The sequence below is a fragment of the Magnetospirillum sp. UT-4 genome (assembly GCF_902729435.1).
Taxonomy (GTDB): domain Bacteria; phylum Pseudomonadota; class Alphaproteobacteria; order Rhodospirillales; family Magnetospirillaceae; genus Magnetospirillum.
Genome location: NZ_CACVCG010000039.1, coordinates 47407 through 72346, shown reverse-complemented (window position 1 = coordinate 72346; position 24940 = coordinate 47407). Strand labels below are relative to the sequence as shown.

25 protein-coding genes are annotated in these 24940 nt (G+C 68.6%); 17 read left to right on the top strand and 8 right to left on the bottom strand.

The annotated features are described in order from the left end of the window. Nucleotides 1–174 precede the first annotated feature (174 nt). The 10 genes from MTBUT4_RS04580 (at nucleotide 175) to MTBUT4_RS04535 (ending at nucleotide 11589) form a co-directional block, all read left to right on the top strand. The gene (locus tag MTBUT4_RS04580; RefSeq protein ID WP_173978483.1) at nucleotides 175–906 is read left to right on the top strand and encodes a response regulator transcription factor; all 732 of its coding nucleotides are present in this window, start codon (nucleotides 175–177) and stop codon (nucleotides 904–906) included. Continuing rightward, complete coding sequence (locus tag MTBUT4_RS04575) at nucleotides 899–2389, top strand: HAMP domain-containing sensor histidine kinase (RefSeq protein ID WP_173978482.1); 1491 nt, start codon at nucleotides 899–901, stop codon at nucleotides 2387–2389. The genes MTBUT4_RS04580 and MTBUT4_RS04575 overlap by 8 nt, the downstream gene beginning before the upstream one ends. Before the next feature lie 117 nt (nucleotides 2390–2506). Next, nucleotides 2507–2947, top strand: coding sequence for a response regulator (locus MTBUT4_RS04570; RefSeq protein WP_173978481.1), 441 nt, complete (start codon nucleotides 2507–2509; stop codon nucleotides 2945–2947). 6 nt (nucleotides 2948–2953) lie between these two features. Then, on the top strand, nucleotides 2954–3367 hold the full coding sequence (locus MTBUT4_RS04565; protein ID WP_173978480.1) for an Hpt domain-containing protein: 414 nt from the start codon (nucleotides 2954–2956) through the stop codon (nucleotides 3365–3367). 214 nt (nucleotides 3368–3581) lie between these two features. After that, nucleotides 3582–4985 carry a DegQ family serine endoprotease gene (locus MTBUT4_RS04560; RefSeq protein ID WP_173978479.1) on the top strand — a complete coding sequence of 468 codons (1404 nt, stop codon included), beginning with the start codon at nucleotides 3582–3584 and terminating at the stop codon, nucleotides 4983–4985. Further along, nucleotides 4982–6268 (top strand): replication-associated recombination protein A, encoded by a 1287-nt coding sequence (locus tag MTBUT4_RS04555; RefSeq protein ID WP_254434737.1) that lies wholly within the window; start codon nucleotides 4982–4984, stop codon nucleotides 6266–6268. Before MTBUT4_RS04560 ends, MTBUT4_RS04555 begins: the two co-directional genes overlap by 4 nt. Further along, on the top strand, nucleotides 6268–6660 hold the full coding sequence (crcB, locus tag MTBUT4_RS04550; RefSeq protein WP_173978477.1) for a fluoride efflux transporter CrcB: 393 nt from the start codon (nucleotides 6268–6270) through the stop codon (nucleotides 6658–6660). Before MTBUT4_RS04555 ends, crcB begins: the two co-directional genes overlap by 1 nt. A gap of 3 nt (nucleotides 6661–6663) precedes the next feature. After that, nucleotides 6664–7080 (top strand): GxxExxY protein, encoded by a 417-nt coding sequence (locus tag MTBUT4_RS04545; protein ID WP_173978476.1) that lies wholly within the window; start codon nucleotides 6664–6666, stop codon nucleotides 7078–7080. Between the two features lie 40 nt (nucleotides 7081–7120). Then, nucleotides 7121–8116 carry an RluA family pseudouridine synthase gene (locus tag MTBUT4_RS04540; RefSeq protein ID WP_173978475.1) on the top strand — a complete coding sequence of 332 codons (996 nt, stop codon included), beginning with the start codon at nucleotides 7121–7123 and terminating at the stop codon, nucleotides 8114–8116. 200 nt (nucleotides 8117–8316) lie between these two features. Continuing rightward, complete coding sequence (locus tag MTBUT4_RS04535) at nucleotides 8317–11589, top strand: PAS domain S-box protein (RefSeq protein ID WP_173978474.1); 3273 nt, start codon at nucleotides 8317–8319, stop codon at nucleotides 11587–11589. 154 nt (nucleotides 11590–11743) lie between these two features. Here MTBUT4_RS04535 and MTBUT4_RS04530 read toward each other — a convergent pair whose 3' ends face one another. Continuing rightward, a complete protein-coding gene (locus MTBUT4_RS04530) occupies nucleotides 11744–11962 on the bottom strand; it encodes a hypothetical protein (RefSeq protein WP_173978473.1) in 219 nt (72 codons plus the stop codon). A gap of 217 nt (nucleotides 11963–12179) precedes the next feature. Here MTBUT4_RS04530 and MTBUT4_RS04525 point away from each other — a divergent pair, with 217 nt between their 5' ends. Together MTBUT4_RS04525 and MTBUT4_RS04520 are read left to right on the top strand one after the other, a co-directional pair. Continuing rightward, nucleotides 12180–12698: a PAS domain-containing protein gene (locus tag MTBUT4_RS04525; RefSeq protein WP_173978472.1), complete on the top strand. Its 519-nt coding sequence runs from the start codon at nucleotides 12180–12182 to the stop codon at nucleotides 12696–12698. Beyond that, nucleotides 12673–13266, top strand: coding sequence for a hypothetical protein (locus tag MTBUT4_RS04520; protein ID WP_173978471.1), 594 nt, complete (start codon nucleotides 12673–12675; stop codon nucleotides 13264–13266). The genes MTBUT4_RS04525 and MTBUT4_RS04520 overlap by 26 nt, the downstream gene beginning before the upstream one ends. Here the strand turns inward: MTBUT4_RS04520 and MTBUT4_RS04515 are convergent. Beyond that, nucleotides 13259–14461, bottom strand: coding sequence for a pyridoxal phosphate-dependent aminotransferase (locus MTBUT4_RS04515; protein WP_173978470.1), 1203 nt, complete (start codon nucleotides 14459–14461; stop codon nucleotides 13259–13261). The two genes, MTBUT4_RS04520 and MTBUT4_RS04515, sit on opposite strands and share 8 nt — an antisense overlap. Nucleotides 14462–14531: 70 nt before the next feature. Next, nucleotides 14532–15068: a hypothetical protein gene (locus tag MTBUT4_RS04510; RefSeq protein ID WP_173978469.1), complete on the bottom strand. Its 537-nt coding sequence runs from the start codon at nucleotides 15066–15068 to the stop codon at nucleotides 14532–14534. Nucleotides 15069–15323: 255 nt separating this feature from the next. Between MTBUT4_RS04510 and MTBUT4_RS04505 the strand changes: the two genes are divergently transcribed. Together MTBUT4_RS04505 and MTBUT4_RS04500 are read left to right on the top strand one after the other, a co-directional pair. Beyond that, entirely contained in the window at nucleotides 15324–15956 is a 633-nt protein-coding gene (locus MTBUT4_RS04505; RefSeq protein ID WP_173978468.1) for a hypothetical protein, read from the top strand. Nucleotides 15957–16061: 105 nt separating this feature from the next. Then, nucleotides 16062–16505 carry a phasin family protein gene (locus tag MTBUT4_RS04500; protein WP_173978467.1) on the top strand — a complete coding sequence of 148 codons (444 nt, stop codon included), beginning with the start codon at nucleotides 16062–16064 and terminating at the stop codon, nucleotides 16503–16505. A gap of 410 nt (nucleotides 16506–16915) precedes the next feature. Here the strand turns inward: MTBUT4_RS04500 and MTBUT4_RS04495 are convergent, their stop codons facing one another. From MTBUT4_RS04495 to MTBUT4_RS04480, 4 genes are all read right to left on the bottom strand, one after another. Further along, the gene (locus MTBUT4_RS04495; RefSeq protein WP_173978466.1) at nucleotides 16916–17545 is read right to left on the bottom strand and encodes a ParA family protein; all 630 of its coding nucleotides are present in this window, start codon (nucleotides 17543–17545) and stop codon (nucleotides 16916–16918) included. 184 nt (nucleotides 17546–17729) lie between these two features. Beyond that, complete coding sequence (locus tag MTBUT4_RS04490; RefSeq protein WP_173978465.1) at nucleotides 17730–19055, bottom strand: ATP-binding protein; 1326 nt, start codon at nucleotides 19053–19055, stop codon at nucleotides 17730–17732. 1 nt (nucleotide 19056) lies between these two features. After that, nucleotides 19057–19740, bottom strand: a complete 684-nt coding sequence (locus MTBUT4_RS04485) for a response regulator (protein WP_173978485.1) — start codon at nucleotides 19738–19740, stop codon at nucleotides 19057–19059. Nucleotides 19741–19778: 38 nt separating this feature from the next. Next, nucleotides 19779–20276, bottom strand: coding sequence for a MarR family winged helix-turn-helix transcriptional regulator (locus tag MTBUT4_RS04480; protein WP_173978464.1), 498 nt, complete (start codon nucleotides 20274–20276; stop codon nucleotides 19779–19781). Between the two features lie 106 nt (nucleotides 20277–20382). On the opposite strand from MTBUT4_RS04480, the gene MTBUT4_RS04475 reads away from it, so the two are divergent. From MTBUT4_RS04475 to MTBUT4_RS04465, 3 genes are all read left to right on the top strand, one after another. Next, nucleotides 20383–21258 (top strand): branched-chain amino acid aminotransferase, encoded by an 876-nt coding sequence (locus tag MTBUT4_RS04475; RefSeq protein WP_173978463.1) that lies wholly within the window; start codon nucleotides 20383–20385, stop codon nucleotides 21256–21258. A gap of 144 nt (nucleotides 21259–21402) precedes the next feature. Next, nucleotides 21403–23106 carry a methyl-accepting chemotaxis protein gene (locus tag MTBUT4_RS04470; protein WP_254434736.1) on the top strand — a complete coding sequence of 568 codons (1704 nt, stop codon included), beginning with the start codon at nucleotides 21403–21405 and terminating at the stop codon, nucleotides 23104–23106. A gap of 573 nt (nucleotides 23107–23679) precedes the next feature. After that, entirely contained in the window at nucleotides 23680–23985 is a 306-nt protein-coding gene (locus MTBUT4_RS04465) for a hypothetical protein (protein WP_173978462.1), read from the top strand. Nucleotides 23986–24242: 257 nt separating this feature from the next. On the opposite strand, the gene MTBUT4_RS04460 is transcribed toward MTBUT4_RS04465, so the two are convergent. Next, the gene (locus MTBUT4_RS04460; RefSeq protein ID WP_173978461.1) at nucleotides 24243–24905 is read right to left on the bottom strand and encodes a hypothetical protein; all 663 of its coding nucleotides are present in this window, start codon (nucleotides 24903–24905) and stop codon (nucleotides 24243–24245) included. Nucleotides 24906–24940 lie beyond the last annotated feature (35 nt).

Genomic DNA, 24940 nt, shown 5'->3' with positions numbered 1-24940 from the left:
GGGCTAGGGCACTTCCGCCTCAGGCGGAAGTGCAATGCCTAGGCCCGTGCCGGGCCCGCTCAGACGCCGCGCGGGCTTGTCGCAATTCCGTCAAAGCCGGAATTGCTCTAACTCGCCCTTAATCCCCGCCGTCGTATTAACAAGCATCGACGACGTATCTTTGGAGGTGTTGCCATGCCGACGGCGGTGGTTCTGGTGGATGACGACGACCTGTTCCGTGAATCGCTGGGGCGCAACCTGTCGGATGCCGGCTATGCGGTGCGCGATTTCGCCCGCGGCGCCGCCGCGCTGGACCACCTGCTGGCCGAGCCCGAGCCGGCCGCCCTGGTGATCCTGGACTGGCGCATGCCCGAGATGAACGGCATCGAGGTGCTCAAGCGCATCCGCGGCGCCAACATCGACGTGCCGGCCATCTTCCTTACCGCGCTGACCGACCAGATCTACGAGGAGGCGGCCCTGGCCACCGGCGCCGTCGATTTCGTCGAGAAGAGCCGCAGCTTCACCATCCTCGAGAAGCGCATCGGACTTATTCTGGAGGGCACCAAGGCGCGCGGTGCCGCCAACTGCAACGAGGCCGAGACCCTGGAGCTGGGGGCGCTGGCGCTGAACTTCCGCACCAGCCGCGCGCTGTGGCGCGAGCGCCCCGTCGAGCTGACCCTGACCGAGTTCAAGATCGTGCGCCAGCTGGCCGAAAAGGCCGGCGCCGACGTGCCCTACCGCGAGATCTACGATCTGGTGCATGGCGCCGGCTTCCTGGCCGGAGCGGGACCCGAAGGCTACCGCGCCAACGTCCGCACCTTCGTCAAGCGCATCCGCCAGAAGTTCCGCGACGCCGATCCCGCTTTCGACATGATCGGCAACTACGCCGGCTTCGGCTACCGTTGGAAGGCCGGGGACGATGCCTGAGACCGGGGGGCGGGCGGCGCATTCGCTGGCCACCCGGCTGGGGCTGGTGGCCTGCGCCTTCGCCGCCGTCCCCGCCTTCCTGTACGGCGAATTCTCGGCCGCCGAGCGGGCCAACCGCGAGGTGCTGCTGTCGCGCCTGCAGGTCGAGGGTCAGCTGATCGCCCGCGGCCTGGCCATCGGGCTGGGCGGGCTGGCGGCGCCGTCGGTGGTCGACACCCGGCGGGTGCTCGACGCCCTCGATCCCAAGGGCGTCAACGTCCGCCTGCTGTTCCGCCCGGCCGCCGCCGAGGGCCGGCGCGGCCCGCTCTACCTGATCGGCGCGGTGCCGCCGCTGCCGGCCGGCTCCGCCGCCGCCGAGCGCGAGCGTCTGGCCGCCGCCGGGGTGCTGCCGGCGGTCACCGATTCGTGCCAGGGCAGCCGCGCGCTGGACCTGCGCTACCAGGGGGCGGGCGGCACCGCCGAGGTGCTGACCTCGGTGGTGCCCTTCGCCACAGCCGCCGGCTGCTGGGCGGTGGTCACCGCCCAGAGCGCCGATCAGGCCGCCGGCACGCTGCTGGAGCGGCCCTACTGGAAAAGCCCCGAGGTGGGCATGGCGGCGGCCGTCTATGCCCTGCTGGCGGTGCTGGTGTTTACCGTGTTCGGCGGCCTGTGGCTGAACCTGCGCCGCTTCGGCCGCGAGGCGCGCGCCATCGCCGAAGGCTTCGCGGCGCCGGCCCTGCCCTTCGTCAAGGCCAACCGCATCCCCGAGCTGGACGGAGTGGCCGGCGAGCTCGACCGCATGGTCGGCAATCTGCGCGCCACCGCCGAGGCCTTCCGCTTCGCCGCCGAGGAGAACGCCCACGCCTTCAAGACCCCCATCGCCACCATCGCCCAGGCGGTCGAGCCGCTGCGCCGCGCCTCGGGCAGCGCCGCGTCGGCGGGACGGTCGCTGCAGGTGATCGAGGCGTCGCTGGAGCGGCTCGACGCCCTGGTCGCCGCCTCGCGCCGGCTCGACCAGGTCAATGCCGACCTGGTCAGCCCGCCGCGCCAGGCGGTGGACCTGTCGCGGCTGGTGGCGGCGCTGCTGGACTCCTACGACGAGGTGCTGGCCGGCGGCCCGCTCGCCATCGCGCGGCGCATCACCCCCGGCTGCGTCGTCCGCGCCGGAACCGAGATGATGGAGACGGTGGTCGAGAACATCCTGGACAACGCGCTGTCGTTCTCGCCCGCCACCGGAACCGTCACCGTCACCGTGGCGCGCGGCGACGGCCGCGTGGTGCTGGCCATCGACGACCAGGGGCCGGGGGCGGCGCCCGAGGTGCTGGAGCGCATGTTCGACCGCTACGTCTCGCACCGCCCCGATGCGGACCCCTCGGGCGCCCCCCATTTCGGCATCGGCCTGTGGATCGTGCGCCGCAACCTCGCCTCGGTCGGCGGCAGCGTCGAGGCCCGCAACCGGGCCTCGGGCGGCCTCAGGGTCACCGTCACCCTTCCGGCCACCTGACCCAACTCCCAAACCTTCGACCTGCCCAAACCTTCGACATGATTGTGCGTTGGCCGGCTGACCGGTATTGTGCCGGTAGCCGCAATGCGCGCATTAGGTCGGGGCTTGGAGACAGGTATGGCCGAAAGCTGGAATACCGACCTCCGGGTCATGGTCATCGACGGCAACGCCCATATCCGTCGGCTGATCGGCACCCTGCTGCGCGCCCTGGCCGTGCGCCACGTGGACGAGGCGCGCTCGCCGCTGGCCGCCATCCCCAAGCTGATGAACACCCCACCCGACCTGGTCATCATGGATTGGTCGGCCGACATCACCGAGGCGGTGCTGTTCGTCCACCGCCTGCGCCGCGGCGAGTTGGGCGATCCCCGCCTGCCGGTGCTGGCCCTGACCGGCAGCAGCCACCACGCCGTGCTCGAGCAGGCGTGGGAGGCCGGGGTCAATGACGTCGCCTCCAAGCCGGTATCGGCGGTCGAGGTCATCCAGCGCGCCGGCGCCCTGCTGGCCGAGCGCGAGCGCACGGCGGAGAGCGGCGAACCCGACGCCGACGCGGCGGAATAGGCCCCCATGGCCGAGGACGACGACCTGCTGCCCGACCTCGATCCCGAGGCGCTGGCGCGGGCCGAGGCGGCGCTGCAATCCCTGTCCGCCGGCTATCTGGGCTGGGCCGAGGCCGACGTCGCCTCGCTGCGCGCCGGCCTGGCCGAAATGGGCGCCCATCCCGGCCGCCGCGCCGACATCCTTCCCCGGCTGTTCCGCGTCGCCCACGACATGAAGGGCCAGGCCGCCACCTTCGACTACCCCCTGGTCAGCGACATCGGCAACCGCCTGTGCCGCTTCATCGAGGCCCACCCGCAGCCGGACATCGCCGCCGAGGCGCGCATCACCCTGCTGGTCGAAGCCATCGCCGAGGTGCTGGACAAGCGCCTGTCCGGCGATGGCGGCGCCCCGGGGCGGGCGCTGCTGGACCGGCTGGGCTGAGATAGCCCCCTCCCCCCTTGTGGGGGAGGGTTGGGGTGGGGGGGGAACCGCGTCGGCGCCTGAGTGTGCGACTCCACCCCACCCCCAACCCCTCCCCATCAAGGGGAGGGGAGAAACACGAATCCCCGACCGGGCCACCCACCTTGCCATCCTGCCGCCACGAACCGATAGTAACGGGGTCCATACCGTCCGCGCGTCCGAGGTACCCCGCCCGATGAAGCATGTCCGCCTGTTCGCCGTGTCCGGCCTGATGCTGATCCTGTCCGCCGCCGCCCTGGCGCAGGCGGTGCCGGACTCGCGCGGGCAGATCGGCCTGTCCTTCGCCCCCGTGGTCAGGCAGACCGCGCCGGCGGTGGTCAACATCTACACCCGCCGGGTGGTCAAGGCCGCCGCCTCGCCGCTGCTGGCCGATCCCTTCTTCCGCCGCTTCTTCGGCGACATGGTGCCGCACGGGATGCCCCAGGACCGGGTCCAGCGCTCGCTCGGCTCGGGGGTGGTGGTGGCGGCCGACGGCACCGTGGTGACCAACCACCACGTCATCAAGGGCGCCGACGAGGTCACCGTGGTGCTGGCCGACCGCCGCGAGTTCGAGGCCCGGGTGGTCGGTTCGGACGAGCGCTCGGACCTTGCCGTGCTGAAGGTCGAGCCGCCCCGGGGCGAGACCCTGCCGGTGCTGCCCATGGGCGATTCCGATGCCCTCGAGGTGGGCGACCTGGTGATCGCCATCGGCAATCCCTTCGGCGTCGGCCAGACGGTGACCAGCGGCATCGTCTCGGCGCTGGCCCGCACCAATGTGGGCATCACCGATTTCCGCTCGTTCATCCAGACCGACGCCGCCATCAATCCCGGCAATTCCGGCGGCGCCCTGGTGGACATGGGCGGCCGGCTGATCGGCATCAACACCGCCATCTATTCCAAGGACGGCGGCTCCAACGGCATCGGTTTCGCCATCCCCACCTCGCTGGTGCGCAGCGTGCTGGCCTCGATCACCCAGACCGGCCGGGTGGTGCGGCCCTGGCTGGGCGCCTCGGGCCAGGCCGTCACCGGCGAGCTGGCGCAGGCGCTGAAACTGCCCCGCCCGGTGGGCATCCTCATCAACGGCGTGCACCGCGACGGCCCGGCGGCCAAGGCCGGGCTGAAGGTGGGCGACGTGGTCAGCGCCGTCAACGGCCGCGAGGTGGACGATCCCGAGGGCCTGCGCTTCCGCCTTGCCACCCTGGCCCCCGGCGCCGAGGCGATCCTGACGGTGATGCGCGACGGCGCCGAGAAGCGGCTGACGGTGCGCCTGACCGCGCCGCCCGAGACGCCGCCGCGCGACATCACCGAGATCGGCGGCCCCAACCCGGTGTCGGGAGCCACCATCGCCAATCTGAGCCCGGCCCTGGCCGAGGAGATCGGCGCCGACGGCACAGCGTCGGGCGTGGTCATCCTGCGCATCCGCAGGGGCTCGGTGGCGCACCGGCTGCAACTGCAGCCCGGCGACATCATCTTGCGCATCAACGACCGGCCGGTCGCCGCCGTCGCCGACGCCAGGCGCCTGCTGGCCGGCGAGGCGCGCCTGTGGCGGGTCACCATCAGCCGCGACGGCGAAACCCATACCCTGCAGGTCGGCGGGTGAGCACGCTGTTCGAGACCGACGAGGACCGGCCGCTGGCCGACCGCCTGCGCCCGGCCAGCCTGGACGAGGTGGTCGGCCAGGACCACCTGCTCGGCCCCACCGCGCCGCTGGGGCGGATGCTGGCGGCCGGCAAGCTGGCCTCGATCATCCTGTGGGGACCGCCCGGCTGCGGCAAGACCACCATCGCCCGCCTGCTGGCCGAGCGCACGGCGCTGGAGTTCGAGCCCCTGTCGGCGGTGTTCTCGGGCGTCGCCGACCTGCGCAAGGTGTTCGACGCGGCGGCGAAACGGCGCGACATGGGCAAGGGCACCTTGCTGTTCGTGGACGAGATCCACCGCTTCAACCGCGCCCAGCAGGACGGCTTCCTGCCCTATGTGGAGAACGGTACCGTGGTGCTGGTCGGCGCGACCACCGAGAATCCCAGCTTCGAGCTGAACGGCGCCTTGCTGTCCCGGACCCAGGTCATGGTGCTGCACCGCCTCGACGACGCGGCGCTGGAGACCCTGATCGGCCGCGCCGAGGCGGTGCTGGGCCGCCCGCTGCCGCTGGACGACGACGCCCGCGCCGCCCTGAAGGCCATGGCCGACGGCGATGGCCGCTATTTCCTCAACCTGATCGAGGCGCTGGCCACCCTGCCGCCCGAGCCGAAGCTGGATGCCGCCGGCCTGGCCGAAGCGGTGCAGCGCCGCGCCCCGGCCTACGACAAGGACCGCGAGGGCCATTTCAACCTGATCTCGGCCCTGCACAAATCCCTGCGCGGCTCGGACACCGACGCCGCGCTGTACTGGATGGCGCGCATGCTGGACGGCGGCGAGGACCCGCTCTATCTGTGCCGCCGCCTCGCCCGCTTCGCCGTCGAGGATATCGGCCTCGCCGACCCCAACGCGGTGGTCCAGGCGCTGGCCGCCTGGGACGTCTTCGAGCGCCTGGGTTCGCCCGAGGGCGAACTGGCCATCGCCCAACTGGTCATCTATCTGGGCACCGCGCCCAAGTCCAACGCCGCCTACAAGGCGCTGGGGGCGGCCAAGCGCGCCGCCAAGTCCACCGGCAGCCTGATGCCGCCCATGCACATCCTGAACGCGCCCACCCGGATGATGAAGGATCTGGGCTATGCCAAGGGCTACCAGTACGACCACGACACCGCCGAGGGCTTCTCGGGCCAGAACTACTTCCCCGACGGCATGGAGCGGCAGGTCTTCTACAACCCGCCCGAACGCGGCTTCGAGCGCGAGATCAGGAAGCGCCTGGACTATTGGGCGCGGCTGCGCCAGAAGAAGACGTGATGACGATCTCCCTTCCTTCCTTGCTGTGGATCGCCGCCGGCGGCGCGCTGGGGTCGGTCGCCCGCTATCTGTCGATGGTCGCCCTCGGCCACCTGATCGGCACCGGCTTTCCCTGGGGCACCCTGTTCGTCAACATCGTCGGCAGCTTCGTCATGGGCGTGCTGGCCGAGCTGGGCGCCCTGGTCTGGCAGCCCGGCCCCGACCTCAAGCTGTTCCTCACCGTCGGCATCCTCGGCGGCTTCACCACCTTCTCCACCTTCTCCCTCGACGTCGCCCTGCTGGTGGAGCGCCACAGCTGGACGGTGGCGGCGCTGTACGTCTCGGCATCGGTGCTGCTGTCGGTGGGCGCCCTGTTCGCCGCCATGGCCCTGGTGCGCCAGACGGTGGGGTGAGGCATGGTCTTTCACCACAAAGACACAAAGGGCACGAAGGTCGAGGAGGAAGAAAAGGATGGCCTTAGCCGTCGGGTCATCGGGCTGGCGATGGAAGTCCACCGCGTGGTCGGCCCCGGCCTTCTCGAAAGCGCCTACGAGGAATGCCTTTGCCGCGAGCTCGAATTGGCGACCATTCCCTTTGCGCGCCAGGTACCGGTATCTCTGGATTACAAAGGCGCCAGCCTGACCTCGGCCTATCGACTCGACCTGGTGGTCGACGGCCGGCTGGTCGTCGAGGTGAAGGCGGTGGAGCGGCTTCTTCCCATCCACGAAGCCCAGCTCCTGACCTATCTGCGGCTGACGGGCATCCGGATCGGACTGCTGATGAACTTCAATTCTACGGTGCTGAAGGACGGCCTGCGACGGCTGGTCTTTTAAGACTTTGTGTTCTTTGTGTCTTTGTGGTGAATAAGCCCCCATGTCCTCCGTCCAGACCCTCCTTGTCGCCGCCGACGAAGCCGGCATCCGCCTCGACCGCTGGTTCAAGCGGCGTTTTCCCGATATCGGCCACGGCCTGCTGGAGAAGTGGCTGCGCACCGGCCAGGTGCGGGTCGACGGCAAGCGCGTCAAGGCGAGCGAACGCCTGGAGGCGGGCCAGGAGATCCGGGTGCCGCCGCTGCCCGCCGCCGAGGCGCCCAAGCCCGACAAGCCCAAGCGGCCGCCGGTGGACGAGGCGACGGCGCGCATGCTGAAGGACGCGGTGCTCTACAAGGACGACGACGTCATCGTGCTGAACAAGCCGCCCGGGCTGGCGGTGCAGGGCGGCACCGGCATGGCCGAGAAGCACCTGGACGCCTATCTCGACGCCCTGTGCTTCGACAAGGCCGAGCGGCCGCGCCTGGTCCACCGCCTCGACAAGGACACGTCGGGGGTGCTGCTGCTGGGCCGCACCGCCTCGGCCGCCGCCAAGCTGGCCGCCGCCTTCAAGAGCCGGGCGGCGCACAAGTGCTATTGGGCGCTGGTGGTCGGCGTGCCCAAGCACCGCCAGGGCCGCATCGACGCCCCGCTGGCCAAGCTGCCGGGACGGGCCGGCGAGAAGATGGCGGTGGACGAGGACGAGGGCAAACGCGCCGTCACCTGGTACCGGGTGGTCGACAACGCCCTGCGCCGCGCCGCCTGGCTGGAAATGGAGCCGCGGACCGGGCGCACCCACCAGCTGCGCGCCCATTGCGCCCTGCTGGAAACCCCCATCCTGGGCGACGGCAAGTATGGCGGCACCGAGGCCTTCATCGCCGGCACCGGCATCTCGCGCAAGCTGCACCTGCACGCCCGCGCCGTGCGCATCCCGCACCCCAGGGGCGGCGAACTGCTGGTGACCGCGCCGCTGCCCGAGCACATGGCCAAGTCGTTCGAATTCTTCGGCTTCGAACCGGCCCAGGCGGGCAAGCCCTTCACCGCCTTCGAAGGGGAATGACACACTGTGCAAGGGGGTCGTGTCCCGGGACGTGCTGAAAAAGCACTCGAACCGGGATGATGGCGGAGAGGCGGTCACGCCGCGCCCTGGTTTAGCCAGCCCCTTACCTTCCCTATATCACCTTGGTATAATCCCCGGACGGGCCTTCTGCCCGGCCAAACCATGCAGCGGCAGAGGGTGTGGTGCCGGCGTTCCTTCGCATGAGCAGGCTGAAGCTGTCGGTCATGATCCCGTTCATCGGGTTCGTGCTGCTGCTGGCCGCCAGCGTCGGGACCATCGAATACCAGAAGTTCCGGCGCGAAAGCTCGCGCGTCTCGCTGGAGATCAGCACCGCGGTGGCGGCCAGCTTCCAAGGTGCCGTCGCCTCGGAATCGGCAACGCTGCGCGCCCTGGCCCAGGCCGCCGCCAACGACCGCACCCTGCGCGCCGCCTTCCGCGACCGCGACCGCGAGCGCCTGCTGGCGCTGACCGCCGAGCTGTTCGCCACGCTGAAGCGCGACGCCGGAATCACCCACCTCTATTTCGTCGATGCCGCCCGCGTCGCTTTCCTGCGGGTCCATCAGCCGGAGCGCCACGGCGACGTCATCGGCCGCCATACCATGCTGGGCGCCGAGCGCACCGGCGCAGTCTCGGAGGGCATCGAGCTTGGCCCCCTGGGCACCCTGACCCTGCGGGTGGTGGTGCCGTGGATCGCGGACGGCGAGCTGCTGGGCTACGTCGAGACCGGCAAGGAGATCGACCACCTGTTCGACGCCTTGCGCCGGCAATTCGCCGTCCAGCCTCTGCTGTTCCTGCCCAAGGCCGCCCTCGACCGCAAGGGCTGGGAGGACGGCATGGCCATGTTGGCCCGACCCGCCGATTGGAACATGTTCCCCGACGTGGTGCTGGCGCTGGGCGGCGAGGTCCCGGCCGAGGCCCTGGGGCCTTTCCTGGCCGGCCACCAGGACAGTTTGCAGGTGGGCGACCGCCGCTATGCCTGGCTGCGCATGAGCGTCCCCGGCCCGGCGGGCGAGACCGTGGCGACGGTGGGCCTGGTGCGCGACGTCACCGCCGCCCATGACGAGATGATGCGCATGGGCGTCATCATCGCCGCCATCGCGCTGGCCGGCAGCGTCGCCGTCATCCTGGTGTTCTGGCTGGTCATCGATCGCGTCGAGAAGGTGCTGATGCGCACCCGCGACGATCTCGCCCGGCGCGAGGAGCTGTACCATTCCCTGTTCTCGGGCGCCCGCATCGCCATGCTGCTGATCGATCCCGAGGACGGCGCCATCGTCGATGCCAACGATGCCGCCTGCGCCTATTACGGCCATGGCCTCGACCGCCTGCGCGCCATGCGCATCTCCGACATCAACACCCTGTCCCCGGCCGAGGTGCGGGCCGAGATGGAGGCCGCCCGGGCCGAGAAGCGCAGCCAGTTCTATTTCCGCCACCGCCTGGCCGACGGCAGCGTGCGCGGGGTCGAGGTGCATTCCGGCCCCATCGAGGTGCAGGGCCGCACCCTGCTGTATTCCGTCATCCATGACGTCACCGAGCGCCGCCGCCTGGAAGCCGAGCTGAAGGACAGCGAGGAGCGCTTCCGCGCCCTGGTCGAGAACACCTCGGACTGGCTGTGGGAGACCGACGAGAACCACTGCTTCACCTGGTTCTCGCCGTCCATGTCCGACGTCCTAAAAATCCGGCCCGAACGCTTCTTCGGCCGGCGGCGCTGGGACATGGCGTCCGAGACCCACGAGATCGACCCCGGGCGGTGGGAAGCGCACATCGCCGATCTCACCCAGCATCGCAGCTTCCGCAACTTCCGCTACTGGCTGCGCCTGGACGACGGCAGCGCCCGCTGGATCAGCGTCAGCGGCTTCCCCCGCTACGACGAGCGCGGCATGTTCGTCGGCTATCGCGGCAGCGCCTCGGACGTCACCGCCTTCGCCGAGTCCTCGCTGCGCCTGCGCACCATGGCCAAGGCGGTGGAACAATCGCCGGTCGCGGTGGTGATCACCGACACCGACGGCACCATCACCTACGCCAATCCCCATGCCGCCGCCGCGTCCGGCTACGGCCAGGACGAACTGGTGGGGCAGAACAGCCGCATCTTCGCCTCGGGCGAGACGGCGCCGGATGAATACGCCGAAATGTGGCGCACCATCCTGGGCGGCGGTACCTGGGCTAGCGAGTTGCGTAATCGCAAGAAGGACGGCTCCCTGCATTGGGAGCAGACCATCGTCTTCCCCGTCTTCGACGAGGAAGGCCGCATGGTCCGCTTCGTCGGCATCAAGGAGGACGTCACCGAGCGCAAGGCGGCCGAGGCTCGCCTGGTCGAGGCGCTGAAGTCGGCCGAGCGGGCGCAACGCGAGACCGCCCTGCTGTTGTCATCGGCCGGCGAGGGCATCTTCGGCATCGATGTCGGCGGGCGTGTCACCTTTGCCAATCCCGCCGCCTGCACCCTGCTTGGCTATCCGTCCGAAGCGGAGGTGGCCGGCAAGGCCTCGCACGCCGTCACCCGCCACAGCAAGGCCGATGGATCGCGCTGCACCGACAGCGGCTGCGCCATCGTCGAGACCGTGCATGACGGAATCGCCCGGCGGGTCGGCGACGAGTTCTTCGCCCGCCGCGACGGCAGCGTCTTCCCGGTGGAGTTCTCGGTCACCGCCATCACCGAGGAGGGGGGCATCACCGAGGACGGCGCCATCACCGGCGCGGTGGTCATCTTCCGCGACGTCGGCGAGCGCCGCGCCGCCGAGCAGGCGCTGGCCGAGGCCATGGCCCGGATCGAGGCGCAATCGGCCGAGGTGGCCCGCATCAACGGCGAACTGGAACAGTTCGCCTATGTGGTCTCGCACGATCTGCGCCAGCCGCTGCGCATGATCAGCAGCTACATCACCCTGATCGGCAAGGCGCTGGGCGGCAATGCCTCGGAGGACATCAGGACCTATTTCGACTACGCCGTCGGCGGCGCCAAGCGCATGGATGCCCTGATCATCGGCCTGCTCGACTATTCCCGCACCGGCCGCAATGCCGGCCCGCACGAACCGGTGGCACTGGGCGACGTGGTGGCGGAAAGCCTGGCCAACCTGGAGGTGGCCATCGCCGAAAACCAGGCCCGCATCGCGGTCGCCCCCGATCTGCCCACCATCCCCGGCGACCGCAACGAACTGGTGCGGCTGTTCCAGAACCTGATCGGCAACGCCGTCAAGTACCGCTCGCCCGAGCGCATTCCGGAAATCCAGATCGGCTGCCGCGAGGAAGGCGGGGAATGGCGGGTCTGGGTCCGCGACAACGGCATCGGCATTCCCGACGACCAGCGCGAGCGCGCCTTCAAGATCTTTCAGCGGCTCACCACGGCAAGCCGCTACGAAGGGACCGGCATCGGCCTGGCCATCTGCAAGAAGATCGTCGGCCACCACGGCGGGCGCATCTGGATCGAGGCCACCGAAGGCGGCGGCTCGACCTTCGTGGTGGCGTTCCCGAATAGGGATTGAGCCCACTACCGCTCAGGGTAGCCTCATGTTGAGGAGGCCCCCTTGGGGCCGTCTCGAAACACGAGGCGGGCCAAGGACGTGCGACGAACCTGGCCCTTCGAGACGCCGCTGTCGCGGCTCCTCAGGGTGAGGCTCGAATGAGGTGTAGTGCCCGCTATTCGGGCGCCGGGCCGCTGAAATAGCGGTACGCGGTCTCCGGCACGTCGGAGCGCAGCCGCTCGCGCCCATCGACGGTGACGTAGTAGCAGCCGTCGAGCTGGCAGAAGACCAGTTCCTTCACCGCCCCCGACCCCGACTTGCAGGCGGCGATGCGAAGGTCGTCGCATCCCTTGTCGCGGCAGCGCATTTCGTCGAGCAGCGTCTTGTCGATCACCGGCGGGAACCCCTCGTCCATACCCGGGCGAAAGACTAGCCCGTTCGGCCGCGCGCTTCAACGCCACTGCCGCCAGGGTCTTTCCCCGGGCCACTCCGATGGGCGGTAAATGCTTGTAAAGGCAAGGAAAATATCGGGTAAACCCCCGACTTTCGCTTGAGGCGTATATGACTTTCTGTTTATGTAACGCCGCGCCTGCACCGATTGAGGAAACGAAATGAAATCCGCCGAGGTCACCCGGGTGGAGCGGACGTTCCGCGATGACGAGCTCATCGTCAGCAAGACCGATCCCAAGGGCCGCATCACCTATTGCAACGACGTGTTCCTGAGCATCTCGGGGTTCCGCGAAGCCGAATTGCTGGGGCAGCCCCACAACATCATCCGCCATCCCGACATGCCGCGGACCATCTTCAAGCTGCTGTGGGAGACGCTGGAGCAGGGGCGCGAGATCTTCGCCTACGTGGTCAACCGCTGCAAGAACGGCGACCATTACTGGGTGCTGGCCCATGTCGCCCCCGATCGCGGACCCGATGGTACGGTGACCGGCTTTCATTCCAACCGGCGCACGCCCGATCCGGCGGCGCTCGAGGTGATCCGCCCGCTCTATGCCAGGCTGCTGGCCGAGGAAACGCGCCACGGCGACCGCAAGGCCGGGCTCGAGGCCGGTTTCGCCATGCTCCAGGCTCTGCTTGCCGACAAGGGATTGAGCTATGACCAATTTGTCCTCGGTCTCTAAGGCCCTTTACGCCAACGTCGCCGCCCTGATCCTGGGCGGGCCGGCGGCGGTGTGGGCGCTGGCCCACGGCGAGGTGGACGGGCTGCCGTCGCTGGGCGCCGCCGTGCTGGCCGCCATGACCCTGTTCTGGCTGTCGCGCACCAACGCCAGCATCAACCGCGCCAGCGCGGTGATGGCGGCGGTTGCCGAGGGCAACCTGAACCAGCGCGTGCTGAACGTCGGCGAGCGCGGCAATGTCGGGGCGCTGCTGGGCAACGTCAACCGGGCGCTGGACCAGACCGAGGCCTTCGCCAAGGAGGCCGACGCCGCCGAACGGGTCGGCGCCCGACGCCGGCGGCGACGGCAAGTTCTGAAGCGGATCTGCGGGGTTTCTGCGCATTCCGTCGTTCCCGCGAAGGCGGGAACCCAGGAGTCGCGGACAAGAAGGCGGTGCACCCCTGGGTCCCCGCCTTCGCGGGGACGACGGAGTGTATGGCCGGGACGCCCCGCCAATCGGCGAAGACCCAACAAAAAGGCCCCGCAGCCGACACCGGCTGCGGGGCCTATTGCGTTCCGGCCGCCTACTTGAGGGCCTCGCAGAAGCGCTTGATGCGCTCGCAGGCCTTGGTCAGCGCCTCGGTCGAGGTGGCGTAGGAGATGCGGAAATAGGGCTCGAGGCCGAACGCCGCGCCCTGGACCACCGCCACGCCTTCCGCTTCCAGCAGCTCCGAGACGAAGTCGGTGTCCGAGGCGATGACCTTGCCCGACGGCGCGGTCTTGCCGATGACGCCGGCGCATGACGGGTAGACGTAGAAGGCGCCCTCGGGCGTCTTGCAGGTCAGGCCCTTGCACTGGTTCAGCAGCCCCACCACCAGGTCGCGGCGGGCCTTGAACACCTCGGCGTTCTTGGGGATGAAGTCCTGGGTGCCGTTCAGCGCCTCGACCGCCGCCGCCTGGCTGACCGAGGCGGTATGGGTCACCGATTGCGACTGGATCATGTTGATGGCCTTGATCAGCGCCACGGGGCCGCCGGCATAGCCGACGCGCCAGCCGGTCATGGCATAGGCCTTCGACACGCCGTTCATGGTCAGGGTGCGGTCGTAGAGCGCGGGCTCGACCTGGGCCGGGGTGCAGAACTCGAAGCCGTCATAGACCAGGTGCTCGTACATGTCGTCGGACATGACCCAGACATGCGGGTGCTTCACCAGCACGTCGGTCAGCGCCTTCATCTCGGCGCGCGAATAGGCGGCGCCGGTGGGATTGGACGGCGAGTTCAGCACCAGCCACTTGGTCCGGGGGGTGATCGCCTTTTCCAGATCGGCGGCGGTGAGCTTGAAGCCGGTCTCCTCGGGGCAGGCCACGAACACCGGCACGCCGCCGAACATCAGGGCGATGTCGGGATAGCTGACCCAATAGGGGGCCGGCACGATGACCTCGTCCCCGGGATTGATGGTGGCCATGAAGGCGTTGAAGATGACGCCCTTGCCGCCGACGCCGACGGTGATCTGGTCGGGGGTGTAGTCCAGTCCGTTCTCGCGCTTGAACTTGGCCGAGATGGCCTTGCGCAGCTCCACCGTGCCGGCCGGCGCGGTGTACTTGGTCTGGCCGGCATCCATGGCGGCCTTGGCGGCGGCCTTGATGTTGTCCGGCGTGTCGAAATCGGGCTCGCCGGCGCCCAGCCCGATGACGTCGCGCCCCGAAGCCTTCAGCTCGGCGGCCTTCTGCGTCACGGCGATGGTCGGCGACGGCTTGATGGCCGAAAGCCTGTCAGCGATGAACGGCATGGCGATCCCCATATGCGAATAGAGTCAGAGGCGGGGAAGGTACTTGCAGGACTGCTGATACGCAAGAGGGTCACGCCCTGGGACCGACCCGCTCCATCACCACCGCCGCCGCCGACCAGTATTCGTGGCCGTCATAGGACACCCCGCGCGAGGACAGGCCGCAGCGCCAGCCCGGGCGCGACAGGCTGTCCGCCGCCTCGGCCATGCGCAGCAGGCGGTCCTTCAGCACCACGCCGCCATTGGCCGAGGACGAGGCCATCTGGGTGCAGTTGAAGGCCACCACGCCCAGCTGGAACGAGCTGGCACCGCCCGCCACCACCGCCTGCATGCGCTCCACATCGGGGGCGATGCGGCTCCAGCCCTCGACGTTGCGCTTGACCTCGACGATGGCATGCGGCCGCCCGCCGTTGCGGTAGAGCAGCAGGTCGGCACGGCGGTTGCCGTCGAGCCGACCCGGCACGCCGGCCGCGCCGGCCATGCCGGCGTCGCGCATGGCGTCCATCAGGCGGAATTCGGGCCAGACGCTCATCGGCGCGCACCATTCCCACACCGCCTTGGCAACCGAGACGGTGATCAGGTATTCCGGCGCCCAGGCGAAATAGCCCACGTTGCGGGTCCAGGCCGCATAGGTGTGCCGGGCATCTGCTATTCCCGAGAGAATCGCATCGACGATTATGTTACGATTAACGCACGTCATAACTCCACCCCCACCTGACCGAGAACTAACTTGCAATATATACTTATGTAAGTTGCATACAGGAAATCAAGCCCGAATCGCCTGCGCCGGCATGTCCACCGTTGCAGGACCGCCGGCGCACCCCAGATTGAAGTCATCGTGCGCCCACCCCAGGAGCCCCGTGCCATGGCCGCCAAGTCCCGACATGCCGAGGAACTCGTCGATGCCTTGATGGCCGCCGCCGCCGAAAGCGGCTGGCGCGGCCTGTCGCTGGCCGACATCAGCGACCGCGCCGGGGTGCCCCTGGCCGAGGCGGCCGAGATGGTCCGCTCTCCTGCCGATCTCCTCGACCTCTACGCTCGGCGCATCGACCGCCGCATGCTGGAAGGCGGCACCGTCCCCGGCGAGACCGCCCGCGACCGCCTGTTCGACGTGGTCATGCGCCGCTTCGAGGCGATGTCCCCCGACCGCGCCGCCCTGGCGGTCATCCTGCGGCAGTCCGGCGACGATCCGTGGACGCTGGCCCGTGGCGGCCGCCGTCTGGTGAAGTCCATGGCGCTGACGCTGGAGGCCGCCGGCCTGTCCTCGGCGGGGCTGTGCGGACTGGCCCGGACCAACGGGCTGTGCGCGGTCTACCTCTATGCCCTGCGGGCCTTCCTCGACGACGACAGCCCCGACCTGTCACGCACCATGTCCAGCCTCGACACCGCCTTGCGTCGCGCCGAGGGACTGGCCGGGCTGATGCGGGGGCGGCGGCCCGAACCGGCAGCGCCGACGGCGGACAATGAGGTCGAGGGGCACCTCCGACCTTTGTCTTAGTTTTTTTTGTTGCATTGCACGCGAACGATTGACGGGCACCCCCACCGCGCGTATGTTTGCTGCAGCGCAGCATCAGCGGATGGGCTTTACCCGGCGGAGGATGAAATGGCCACCAAGCAGCAGGCGGATCAGCTTTTCGATTTCGACATCAGCAAGTATCTGGGCGACTTCAAGATGCCCGGCGTCGATGTGGAGACCCTGGTCTCCAGCCAGCGCAAGAACATCGAGGCCCTGACCCAGGCCAACAAGCTGGCCTATGACGGCCTGCAGGCGGTGGTCAAGCGTCAGGTCGAGATCCTGCGCCAGACCATGGACGAAGTGGCCCAGGTGTCCAAGGACATCGCCGAGCCCGGCACCGCCCAGGACAAGGCGGCCAAGCAGGCCGAGGTGGCCAAGGACGCCTTCGAGCGCTCGCTGTCCAACATGCGCGAGCTGGCCGAGATGATCGCCAAGGCCAACAACGAGGCCTTCGACCTGCTCAACAAGCGTTTCACCCAGAGCCTGGACGAGATGCGCGACGCGCTGGTCCAGACCGGCAAGAAGAAGTAAGGCGCCCGCGCCCTGCTTTGCGACGACGGCCGCGCCCCGGCGGGGGCGCGGCCGTTTCGTGTTGCTAGGGTCCGTACTCAATTAGGGTGTGGCCTGCGTTGGCGTTCCAAGGGCGCAATGGCAGGCGCCGGCGCGACGGCGATGCTGGACGCATCGCCTAGCGGCGGCAACGTACCAGGGCGCCCTTGGAACGCCAACCCTTCGGGCCGGACGAATTTGCCCTCCCGGTGCGTCAGGCCGCTTGCGCGATGGTCCACATCGCGCTGCGCGTCCTTCCTGCCAGGCGGGCAAATTCGTCTCGGCGCAGGCCACACCCTAATTGAGTACGGACCCTAGGGCGCTTCCGCCGCCGGCGGAAGCGCTGTGCCTAGGCCCGTCCCGGGCCCGCTCAGGCGCCGCGCGGGCTTGGTTTAACCCGCCGCCTTGGCCAGCAGATCCAGCAGCGGCTTCCATTCGTCGGCATAGGATTTGGCGCGGCGGTCGTGCGCCTCGATCACCGAACTGCCCGCCGCCGCCATGGCCGGATAGATCTGGCTGTCGCGCAGCCGCGCCACCACCGGGAAACCCAGCGAGCCGAAGAAGACGTCCAGGTGCTCGGACACCTTGGTGCCGGGGCGGATGCGATTGCCCACCACCGCCACCACCCGCTTGTTCTTGCGCACCGCCTTGACCCCGGCCAGCCTGGCCAGGAAGTGCGAGGTGGCGTCCTCGTCGAAGGCGCCGGGCAGGACCGGCACGACCACCACGTCGGCAATGTCGATCAGGTCCTCGACGTCCTTGTGGTGCATGGCCGCCGGGGCGTCGATGACCAGCCGGTCGAGGCCTTTGGGCGGCTTGCCCAGATCCTTGGCCCAGTCATGGCCGGCGATGGCGGCGGCGGTCCCGGCGCGGCGGCGCAGCCAGTTCAGGCTGGAGCGCTGGATGTCGCAGTCGCCGATGGCGGTCTTCAGCCCGGCGGCGGCGAAGGCGCTGGCCAGATGGGTGGCGACGGTGGTCTTGCCGCAGCCGCCCTTGATGTTGCCGACCAGTACCGAAAGCATCGCCATCTCTCCCCAATGAAACGGGGCGAGGGTAGCACAAAGGTGCAAGGAAGCCCTCCCCCTTGATGGGGGAGGGTTTGGGTAGGGGTGATGGCGCCGCCAGGACCCTGGCTTCGGACGCTCACCGTCGCGGAACCGTCACCCCGCCCCCAACCCCTCCCCATCAAGGGGAGGGGGGGCTTTTTTACACCGGCAGCCGCAGTCGCGCCCGCAAGCCCCCCAGCGGGCTGTCCTCGAGCACCACGTCGCCGCCGTGGCCGCGGGCGATGTCGCGGGCGATGGTCAGGCCCAGCCCGACCCCGCCGGTTTCGGGGTTGCGCGACACCTCGAGGCGCAGGAACGGCTTGAACACCTGCTCGCGCTTGTCGGCCGGAATGCCCGGTCCGTCGTCGTCGACCACCACCTCGGCGGCGTCGGCGCGGCGTCCGACCCGCACCCAGACGTGGCCGGCATAGCGCAGCGCGTTGCCGATCAGGTTCGACAGCGCCCGCGACAAGGCGTGCGGCCGCAAGGGGATGGCCACGTCGCCCTCCACATGCAGGTCGATGTCGCGCCCCTCGCGGCGGAAGCGCGCCACCACCTCCTCGACCAGGGCGCCGAGATCGCATTCCACCGCCTTCTCGCCGCCCTCGCCGCGGGCGAAGGCCAGGTAGCCCTCGACCATGCGCTCCATCTCGGCGACGTCCTCGTCCAGCTCGGCGCGGCCCTCGACCTCGCCCATCATGGCCAGCTGCAGCTTCATGCGGGTCAGCGGGGTGCGCAGATCGTGGGACACCCCGGCCAGCATCTCGGTGCGCTGCTGGATCTGGCGGCGGATGCGGTCACGCATCAGGTTGAAGGCCTGGGCCGCCTGCCGCACCTCGGTGGCGCCCTCGGGCTTGAAGTTGGGGACGTCGCGGCCCTTGCCGAAGCTGTCGGCCGCCGATGCCAGCTTGCGCACGCTGCGCACCTGGTTGCGCATGAACACGGTGGCGATGCCCAGCAGCAGCATCGAGGTGCCGACCATCCACAGCACGAAGATGTAGGTGGTGGAGGTGAACAGCCGCTTCCTGGGCACGAACACCTCGAGCAGGCCGTCGGACAGCTGCACCCAGATGGCGATCTCGCGCTCGAACGACACCGTGTCGACCCGGAAGGGCCGCTGCACCCGTTCCGTCAGCGCATTGTAAAGGGCCGCCTCCATGATTCCCGATGGCGAGCGGGTTGGCACGTTGGGCAGGATGCCGCCGTCCTGGAAGCGGATGTCCAGGTCCATGGTGCTGGCGGCGATGCGCAGCACCCGAAGGCGGCTTTCGCCCGCCGGGAAGGCGCGCATGGATTCGATGACCGCGCCGATGTCGCCGGCCAGACCCAGCGACAGCCGCCGGGCCACGGTGTCCCAGTGGGTGGCGTAGAAGATGAAGGTGGAGACCAGCTGCACCACGATCAGCGGGGTGACGATGATCAGCAGCGACCGGCCCAGCAGGCCCTGGGGGAGCAGACGCTTCAGCCACAGGGAGGGGCTGGCCATCCTAGTCCGGCCTCAGCATGTAGCCCTGGCCGCGCACCGTCTGCAGATAACGCGGCATGCGCGGGTCGTCCTCGAGCTTCTTGCGCAGCCGCGTCACCTGGACGTCCACGGCGCGCGGATTGGCGGCGTTGCCGGTGCGGGCGGCCAGCTCGTCGCGGCTGACCGCCTGGCCGGCGGCGGCGGCCAGGATGCCCAGCAGATCCCGTTCGGCGGTGGTCAGGTGGACCGCCTCGTCGCCCCGCCGCAGCTCGGCCCGGCCGAGATCCCAGGCCAGCGGTCCCAGCGACAGGGCGCGGGCCGGCTCGGCCTCGGGCTTGGGGGCGCGGCGCAGGATCGAGGCGATGCGCAGCAACAGCTCGCGTGGCTCGAACGGCTTGGACAGGTAGTCGTCGGCCCCCGATTCCAGCCCGCGGATGCGGTCATCGACCTCGCCCATGGCGGTCAGCAGCAGGATCGGCACCGCGCTGGTGCGCCGCAGATCGCGGGTCAGGCTGAGCCCGTCCTCGTCCGGCATCATCACGTCGAGCACGATCAGGTCGGCAGCCATGGCCGCCAGGCGGACCCGCGCCTCGGCGGCGTCGGCGGCGACGGAGACCAGGTAGCCGTTGTCGGCGAGATACTTGCGCAACAGCTGGCGCAGCCGGGTATCGTCATCGACCACGAGGATGTGGGGCATGTCCTCCATGGGCTTGAGCAAGCCGCACCGGCGGGATCATGTCAAGGTCAGCGGCGAACTCCCCCGCGCGGCGGGAAGCGGCCGCGGTCGTCCTCGTCGATCAGGCCCAGCATCACCTTGCGGAAGCCCTCCACCGCCTCGGCCCCGGCGTCGCGATAGGCCCGCGCGATGCGGGCGCGCTGGCGCTCGGTCAGCTGGCGTTCCAGCTCGATGCCCTTCTCGGTCAGCTGCAGCAGCCGCTGGCGGCGGTCGCGCGCCCCCGGACGCTGGGTGACGAAGCCCTCGTCGACCAGTTGGCCCAGCACCCGCGACAGCGACTGCTTGGTGATGCGCAGGATGGCCAGAAGGTCCGACACCGTCATGTCGGGGTGGCGGCCGACGAAATAGATGACGCGGTGATGGGCCCGCCCGAAGCCGTATTCGGCCAGGATGGCGTCGGGCTCGGCGGTGAAGTCGCGATAGGCGAAGAACAGCAGCTCGATGGCCTGGCGCAGCTCCTCCTCGCGCAGGAAGAGCGGATTGATGGCGGTCCGAAGGTCGCTCATGGCACGGTTAAGTCAGTCATATTGACTTATATGGCCTCAAAATGTTACTCGATGCAAGAGCGCAAGGTAACTTTCTGTCCCACCCCCCAACCGACACGGAAAACCCATGGCAGGCGTCCTCCCCTTCGACGATCGCGACGGCTTCATCTGGTTCGACGGCGCGCTGATTCCCTGGCGCGACGCCAAGGTCCACGTGCTGACCCACGGGCTGCATTACGGCTCCTGCGTGTTCGAGGGCGAGCGCGTCTACGGCGGCAAGGTGTTCAAGCTGGCCGAGCATTCCGAGCGCCTGGTCAAGTCGGGCGAGCTGCTGGGCATGAAGGTTCCCTTCACCGCCGCCGAGATCGACGCCGCCACCAACGACACGGTGAAGGCCAACGGCATCGTCGACGGCTATGTCCGCCCCGTCGCCTGGCGCGGCTCCGAGATGATGGGGGTGGCCGCCCAGGCCAACCGCATCCACCTCGCCGTCGCGGTGTGGAGCTGGCCCAGCTACTGGTCGCCCGAGGCCCGCATGCGCGGCATCCGCCTCAACATCAGCGAGTGGCGCCGGCCGCATCCGCAGACCGCGCCGACCGCCTCGAAGGCGGCCGGCCTCTACATGATCTGCACCATGAGCAAGCACAAGGCCGAGGGCGAGGGCTTCGAGGATTCGCTGATGCTGGACTGGCGCGGCCAGGTCGCCGAGGCGACCGGCGCCAACGTCTTCTTCGTCATGGACGGCGAGCTGCACACCCCGACACCCGACTGCTTCCTCAACGGCATCACCCGCCAGACCGTGATCGCCTTGGCCAAGGCCCGCGGCATCAAGGTGGTCGAGCGCGCCATCATGCCGGACGAGTTGGCCAAGGCCACCGAGTGCTTCCTGACCGGCACCGCCGCCGAGGTCACGCCGGTGCGCGAGATCGGTCCCCACACCTTCACCCCCGGCGAAATCAGCCGCGCCCTGATCGCCGATTACGAGGCGCTGGTGCGAGCTTAGCATTTTCATCTGCAACTATCTTTTTTCCAAATGTGCGTAAGGCCGGTGTTCCAAACGCCGGCCTTTCCTATTACTCTGACGCCGGGGAAAAACGTTCCCGCCGTCGCGCGGGGCAGTGGCGAACGCGCCAAAGGAAAAAAGGCAGTGCAGGCCTGGCGTAATCTTCGGCTGTCCAGCCGGTTCATGATCATCGTGGGCGTCGGCGTCATCGCCCTGATCGCAAGCGTCGTTGTGGTCATCGCGCGCTTCGAGCGGTCCGAGATGGAACGCCAACTGCAGCAGCTTTCCGCCAACGAGATGACCTCGCTGCACGCGCTGATCCTCAACGTCATGGCCAAGCGGCCCGAGGACGGCGAGAACATCGGCATCCAGGTCTTCAACAACTGGTTCGACAGCCGCAACGTCCACTATCCCGGCAAGGTGTGGAGCGCCTGGGGTCCCAAGGTCGCCACTTTCATGGCCGAGACCGAGCCGACCAAGCCGCCCAAGCCGCCGCGCGACGACATCGATGCCGAGGCCTTCGCCACCAAGCAGCCGGTCGGCCGCTTCGTCCCCGGCGCCTACCGCTACGCCTATCCCATCGTGCTGGGCGTCACCGAGGGCGCCACCGACGAGGTCTGCTTCGCCTGCCATGGCGGCATGGGGATGGAATCCGGCGATGTCATCGCCGTGCTGTCGTCCTCGCTGTCCACCGCCGAGGCCGATGCCATGCTCAACCGCATCCTCACCTTCCTCACCATCGGCGGCATCATCGCCACCATCCTGTCGGTGCTGGGGGTGCGCTGGATCCTGAAAAGCGTCATCGCCGATCCCATCGCCGACATGACCAACCACATGAACCGGCTGGCGGCGGGCGACGTGACCATCGCCGTGCCGTCGCTGGAGCGCCAGGACGAGGTCGGCGACATCGCCCGCGCCGTCCAGGTGTTCAAGGAGAACGCCGAGGCCAAGCAGGAAATGGAGGCCGAGGCCCGCCGCGCCGCCGCCGCCCGCGAGGCGCGCATGCAGCGCCTCGAGCAGCTGATCCACGGCTTCGACGCCACCGTCGCCAACGTGCTCGACACCGTCGCCTCGTCGGCCGAGATGATGATCGGCACCACCCGGCGCATGGTCGAATACGCCGATTCCGCCAGCACCCGCGCCCATGCGGTGGCCCAGCACGCCTCGGAAGCCAACGCCAACGTGCGCATGGTCGCCGAGGCCGCCGAGGAACTGTCCAACGCCATCCGCGAGATCGCCGAGCAGGTGGCCATGTCCAACCAGGTGGCCGCCAACGCCACCCACGAGGCCGACGGCGTCAACACCCGCGTCACCGGCCTGGCCGGCGCCGCCGACAAGATCGGCGAGATCATCGAGCTGATCACCGGCATCGCCGAGCAGACCAACCTGCTGGCCCTGAACGCCACCGTCGAGGCGGCACGCGCCGGCGAGGCCGGCAAGGGCTTCGCCGTGGTCGCCTCGGAAGTGAAGAACCTGGCCCGCCAGACGGTCAAGGCGACCGAGGACATCTCGACCCAGGTCAACACCATCCAGCGCGAGACCCATTCCACGGTGGGCGCCATCAAGGCCATCGGCACCACCATCAGCTCCATGGACGGCATCACCACCGCCATCGCCGCCGCCATCGAGGAACAGGGCGCCGCCACCCAGGAAATCGCCCGCAACATCGACCACGCCGCCAGCGGCACCAACCAGGTCTACGAGAACATCAACGAGGTCTCCAACGCCATCCACGAGACCGACGAGGCGGCCAAGGAAGTGCTGAAGGCGGTGGAACACCTGCAGGAACAGGCCGCCACCCTGCGCGGCGAGGTCGACCGCTTCCTCACCAACATCCGCGAGGTGTAGGGCGAAGGGGGGGTGTAGGGTGACGGGGGCGCTGTGGCTGGCCGGCCCTCCCCCAGCAAGGCTATCGTATTCACACATTTCCCCACGCGCTGACGCAGTCCCTGTGATTCCTTTTTGTTGAAGGGATCACAGGGGAACATGCTGACGCTGGGGCGGTTTGGCGACCGCCGCCTGGAAAAAGGGGGCCTTTTTGGTGGCTCGCCTCGTGGAGGCGGACGGCGGCTCGGTGCGAAGGGCGTCGTATTCTGGCAATCCAGAATACCGCGGTTGTTCGGTCCGGTGGCGGGACAGGCCGGGCTCGACCTGCCGACCAAACCCGGGCGCATGGCCCGTCACGCGCGGGGGGCTATCCGCTAGAGTAGCCGGATGCTATCAGGTTGAATCGCGAGGCGATCCAACCTGATAGCTGAATCCGCCTCTAAATCAATAAATTAGAGTGCGATTCAGACATTAGGTCGGCGCACCCCGTGCGCCGACCTAATGTCATCGCGCTCTATGCGACGGTTGCCCTGGCCCGTCCCCGAAACGGCGTCGCGGCGGAGCTGCCCGAGAGTGTGAGCTTAACCATGGTCGATGTACGCGAGATCGGCCGAGAACATTCACTGGCGCTTGCTGCCCCCCCATCCCGCCGATGATTTCACCCAGGCTTTTGCCATCGTCGGGCCTTATCGCCGCCGTTGGGCCATCGAGCAGCTATTCCGCCCGATCAAGAGCCAACGCTTTGATATCGAGGGAATTCTTATCGATGGCGCCATGCCCCTGCGCCGTCTGGCGCTGGCCGTCCTTGTCACCGCCGTCGCATTCACCAACTCGTGCACGCTCGCGCCCCCCCCAAGGGCCAGCGCCGTTACGGCCGATGATCGACGGCTTCGCTCCTGAGGATGCTCCTCTGCTCGAAGCCTTTTGCACACAGCTCGAAGGCAAGGCCGAGCGTCAGAAAATTCCCATCCCCGAGCCTCTCTCGCCAACCCATCCTGGGTCTGCGCCCGCCTTGGAGGGTGGACCGGCTATTACGGAAAACCAAGGCCGGTCGCCATACTCCAAGGCTGGCTTGGTTTCCGGACCGCCAAACGCGGCATCACCCCCATCGCCAAACCGATGAATCCGATAGCCCGACCAGGGGAAGGGGACCCCTCCTACATCTTGACCTTGTGGGCGAAGCCGCCCTTGCCGTCGGCGGTCAGCTCGACACTGGCGCTGACCTTCTTGCCGCAGGCCCGGAACAGCCAGGTCTCGCGCCACGCCCCATCCACGACCTTCCCCTGGTCCATCTTCAGCGCCTTGAGTTCCTTGTCCTTCTTTGTATCAACGGGGATGATCTTGGCCTGATCGGTGCACTTCTGCTTGGCCAGGAGGGCGATGATCTCGGCCACGATCTTGTCCTGCATGCTCGGCACCGTGGCGGTGACGCCCGGCAATCGCAACTGGGCCGCCGGCGGCTTGTTGTCGGGCTGCGCCTGAAGAAGGACGTTATGGACGTGTTCGGCGCCGCAGCTCTTCACCATGACGCGGTCCACCCAGCGGCCGGCATTGGGATGAAGCGCCTCGGTGAAGTTGGGCGGAACGAAGATCGCGACGATGGTGTGGGCGGCGGGCTCGCGCTGCTTGCATTCGGGATAGGAGATGGCGTCGCCCATCATGGCGAACTGGCCCAACATGTTCTTGTAGCCCGCCTGCTGCAGGTAATCCTGGAACCGGGCCTGCTGGCTGGTCGGAGCAGCGGGCTGCGCCTCCTGCTGCTGGGCGAAGGCGGGGGTGGCGGCGAGGATCAGGCCGAGGGCGAGAAGACGGACACGCATGTGTACGGGAACTCCGTGAAAAATGGCGGTGCGAA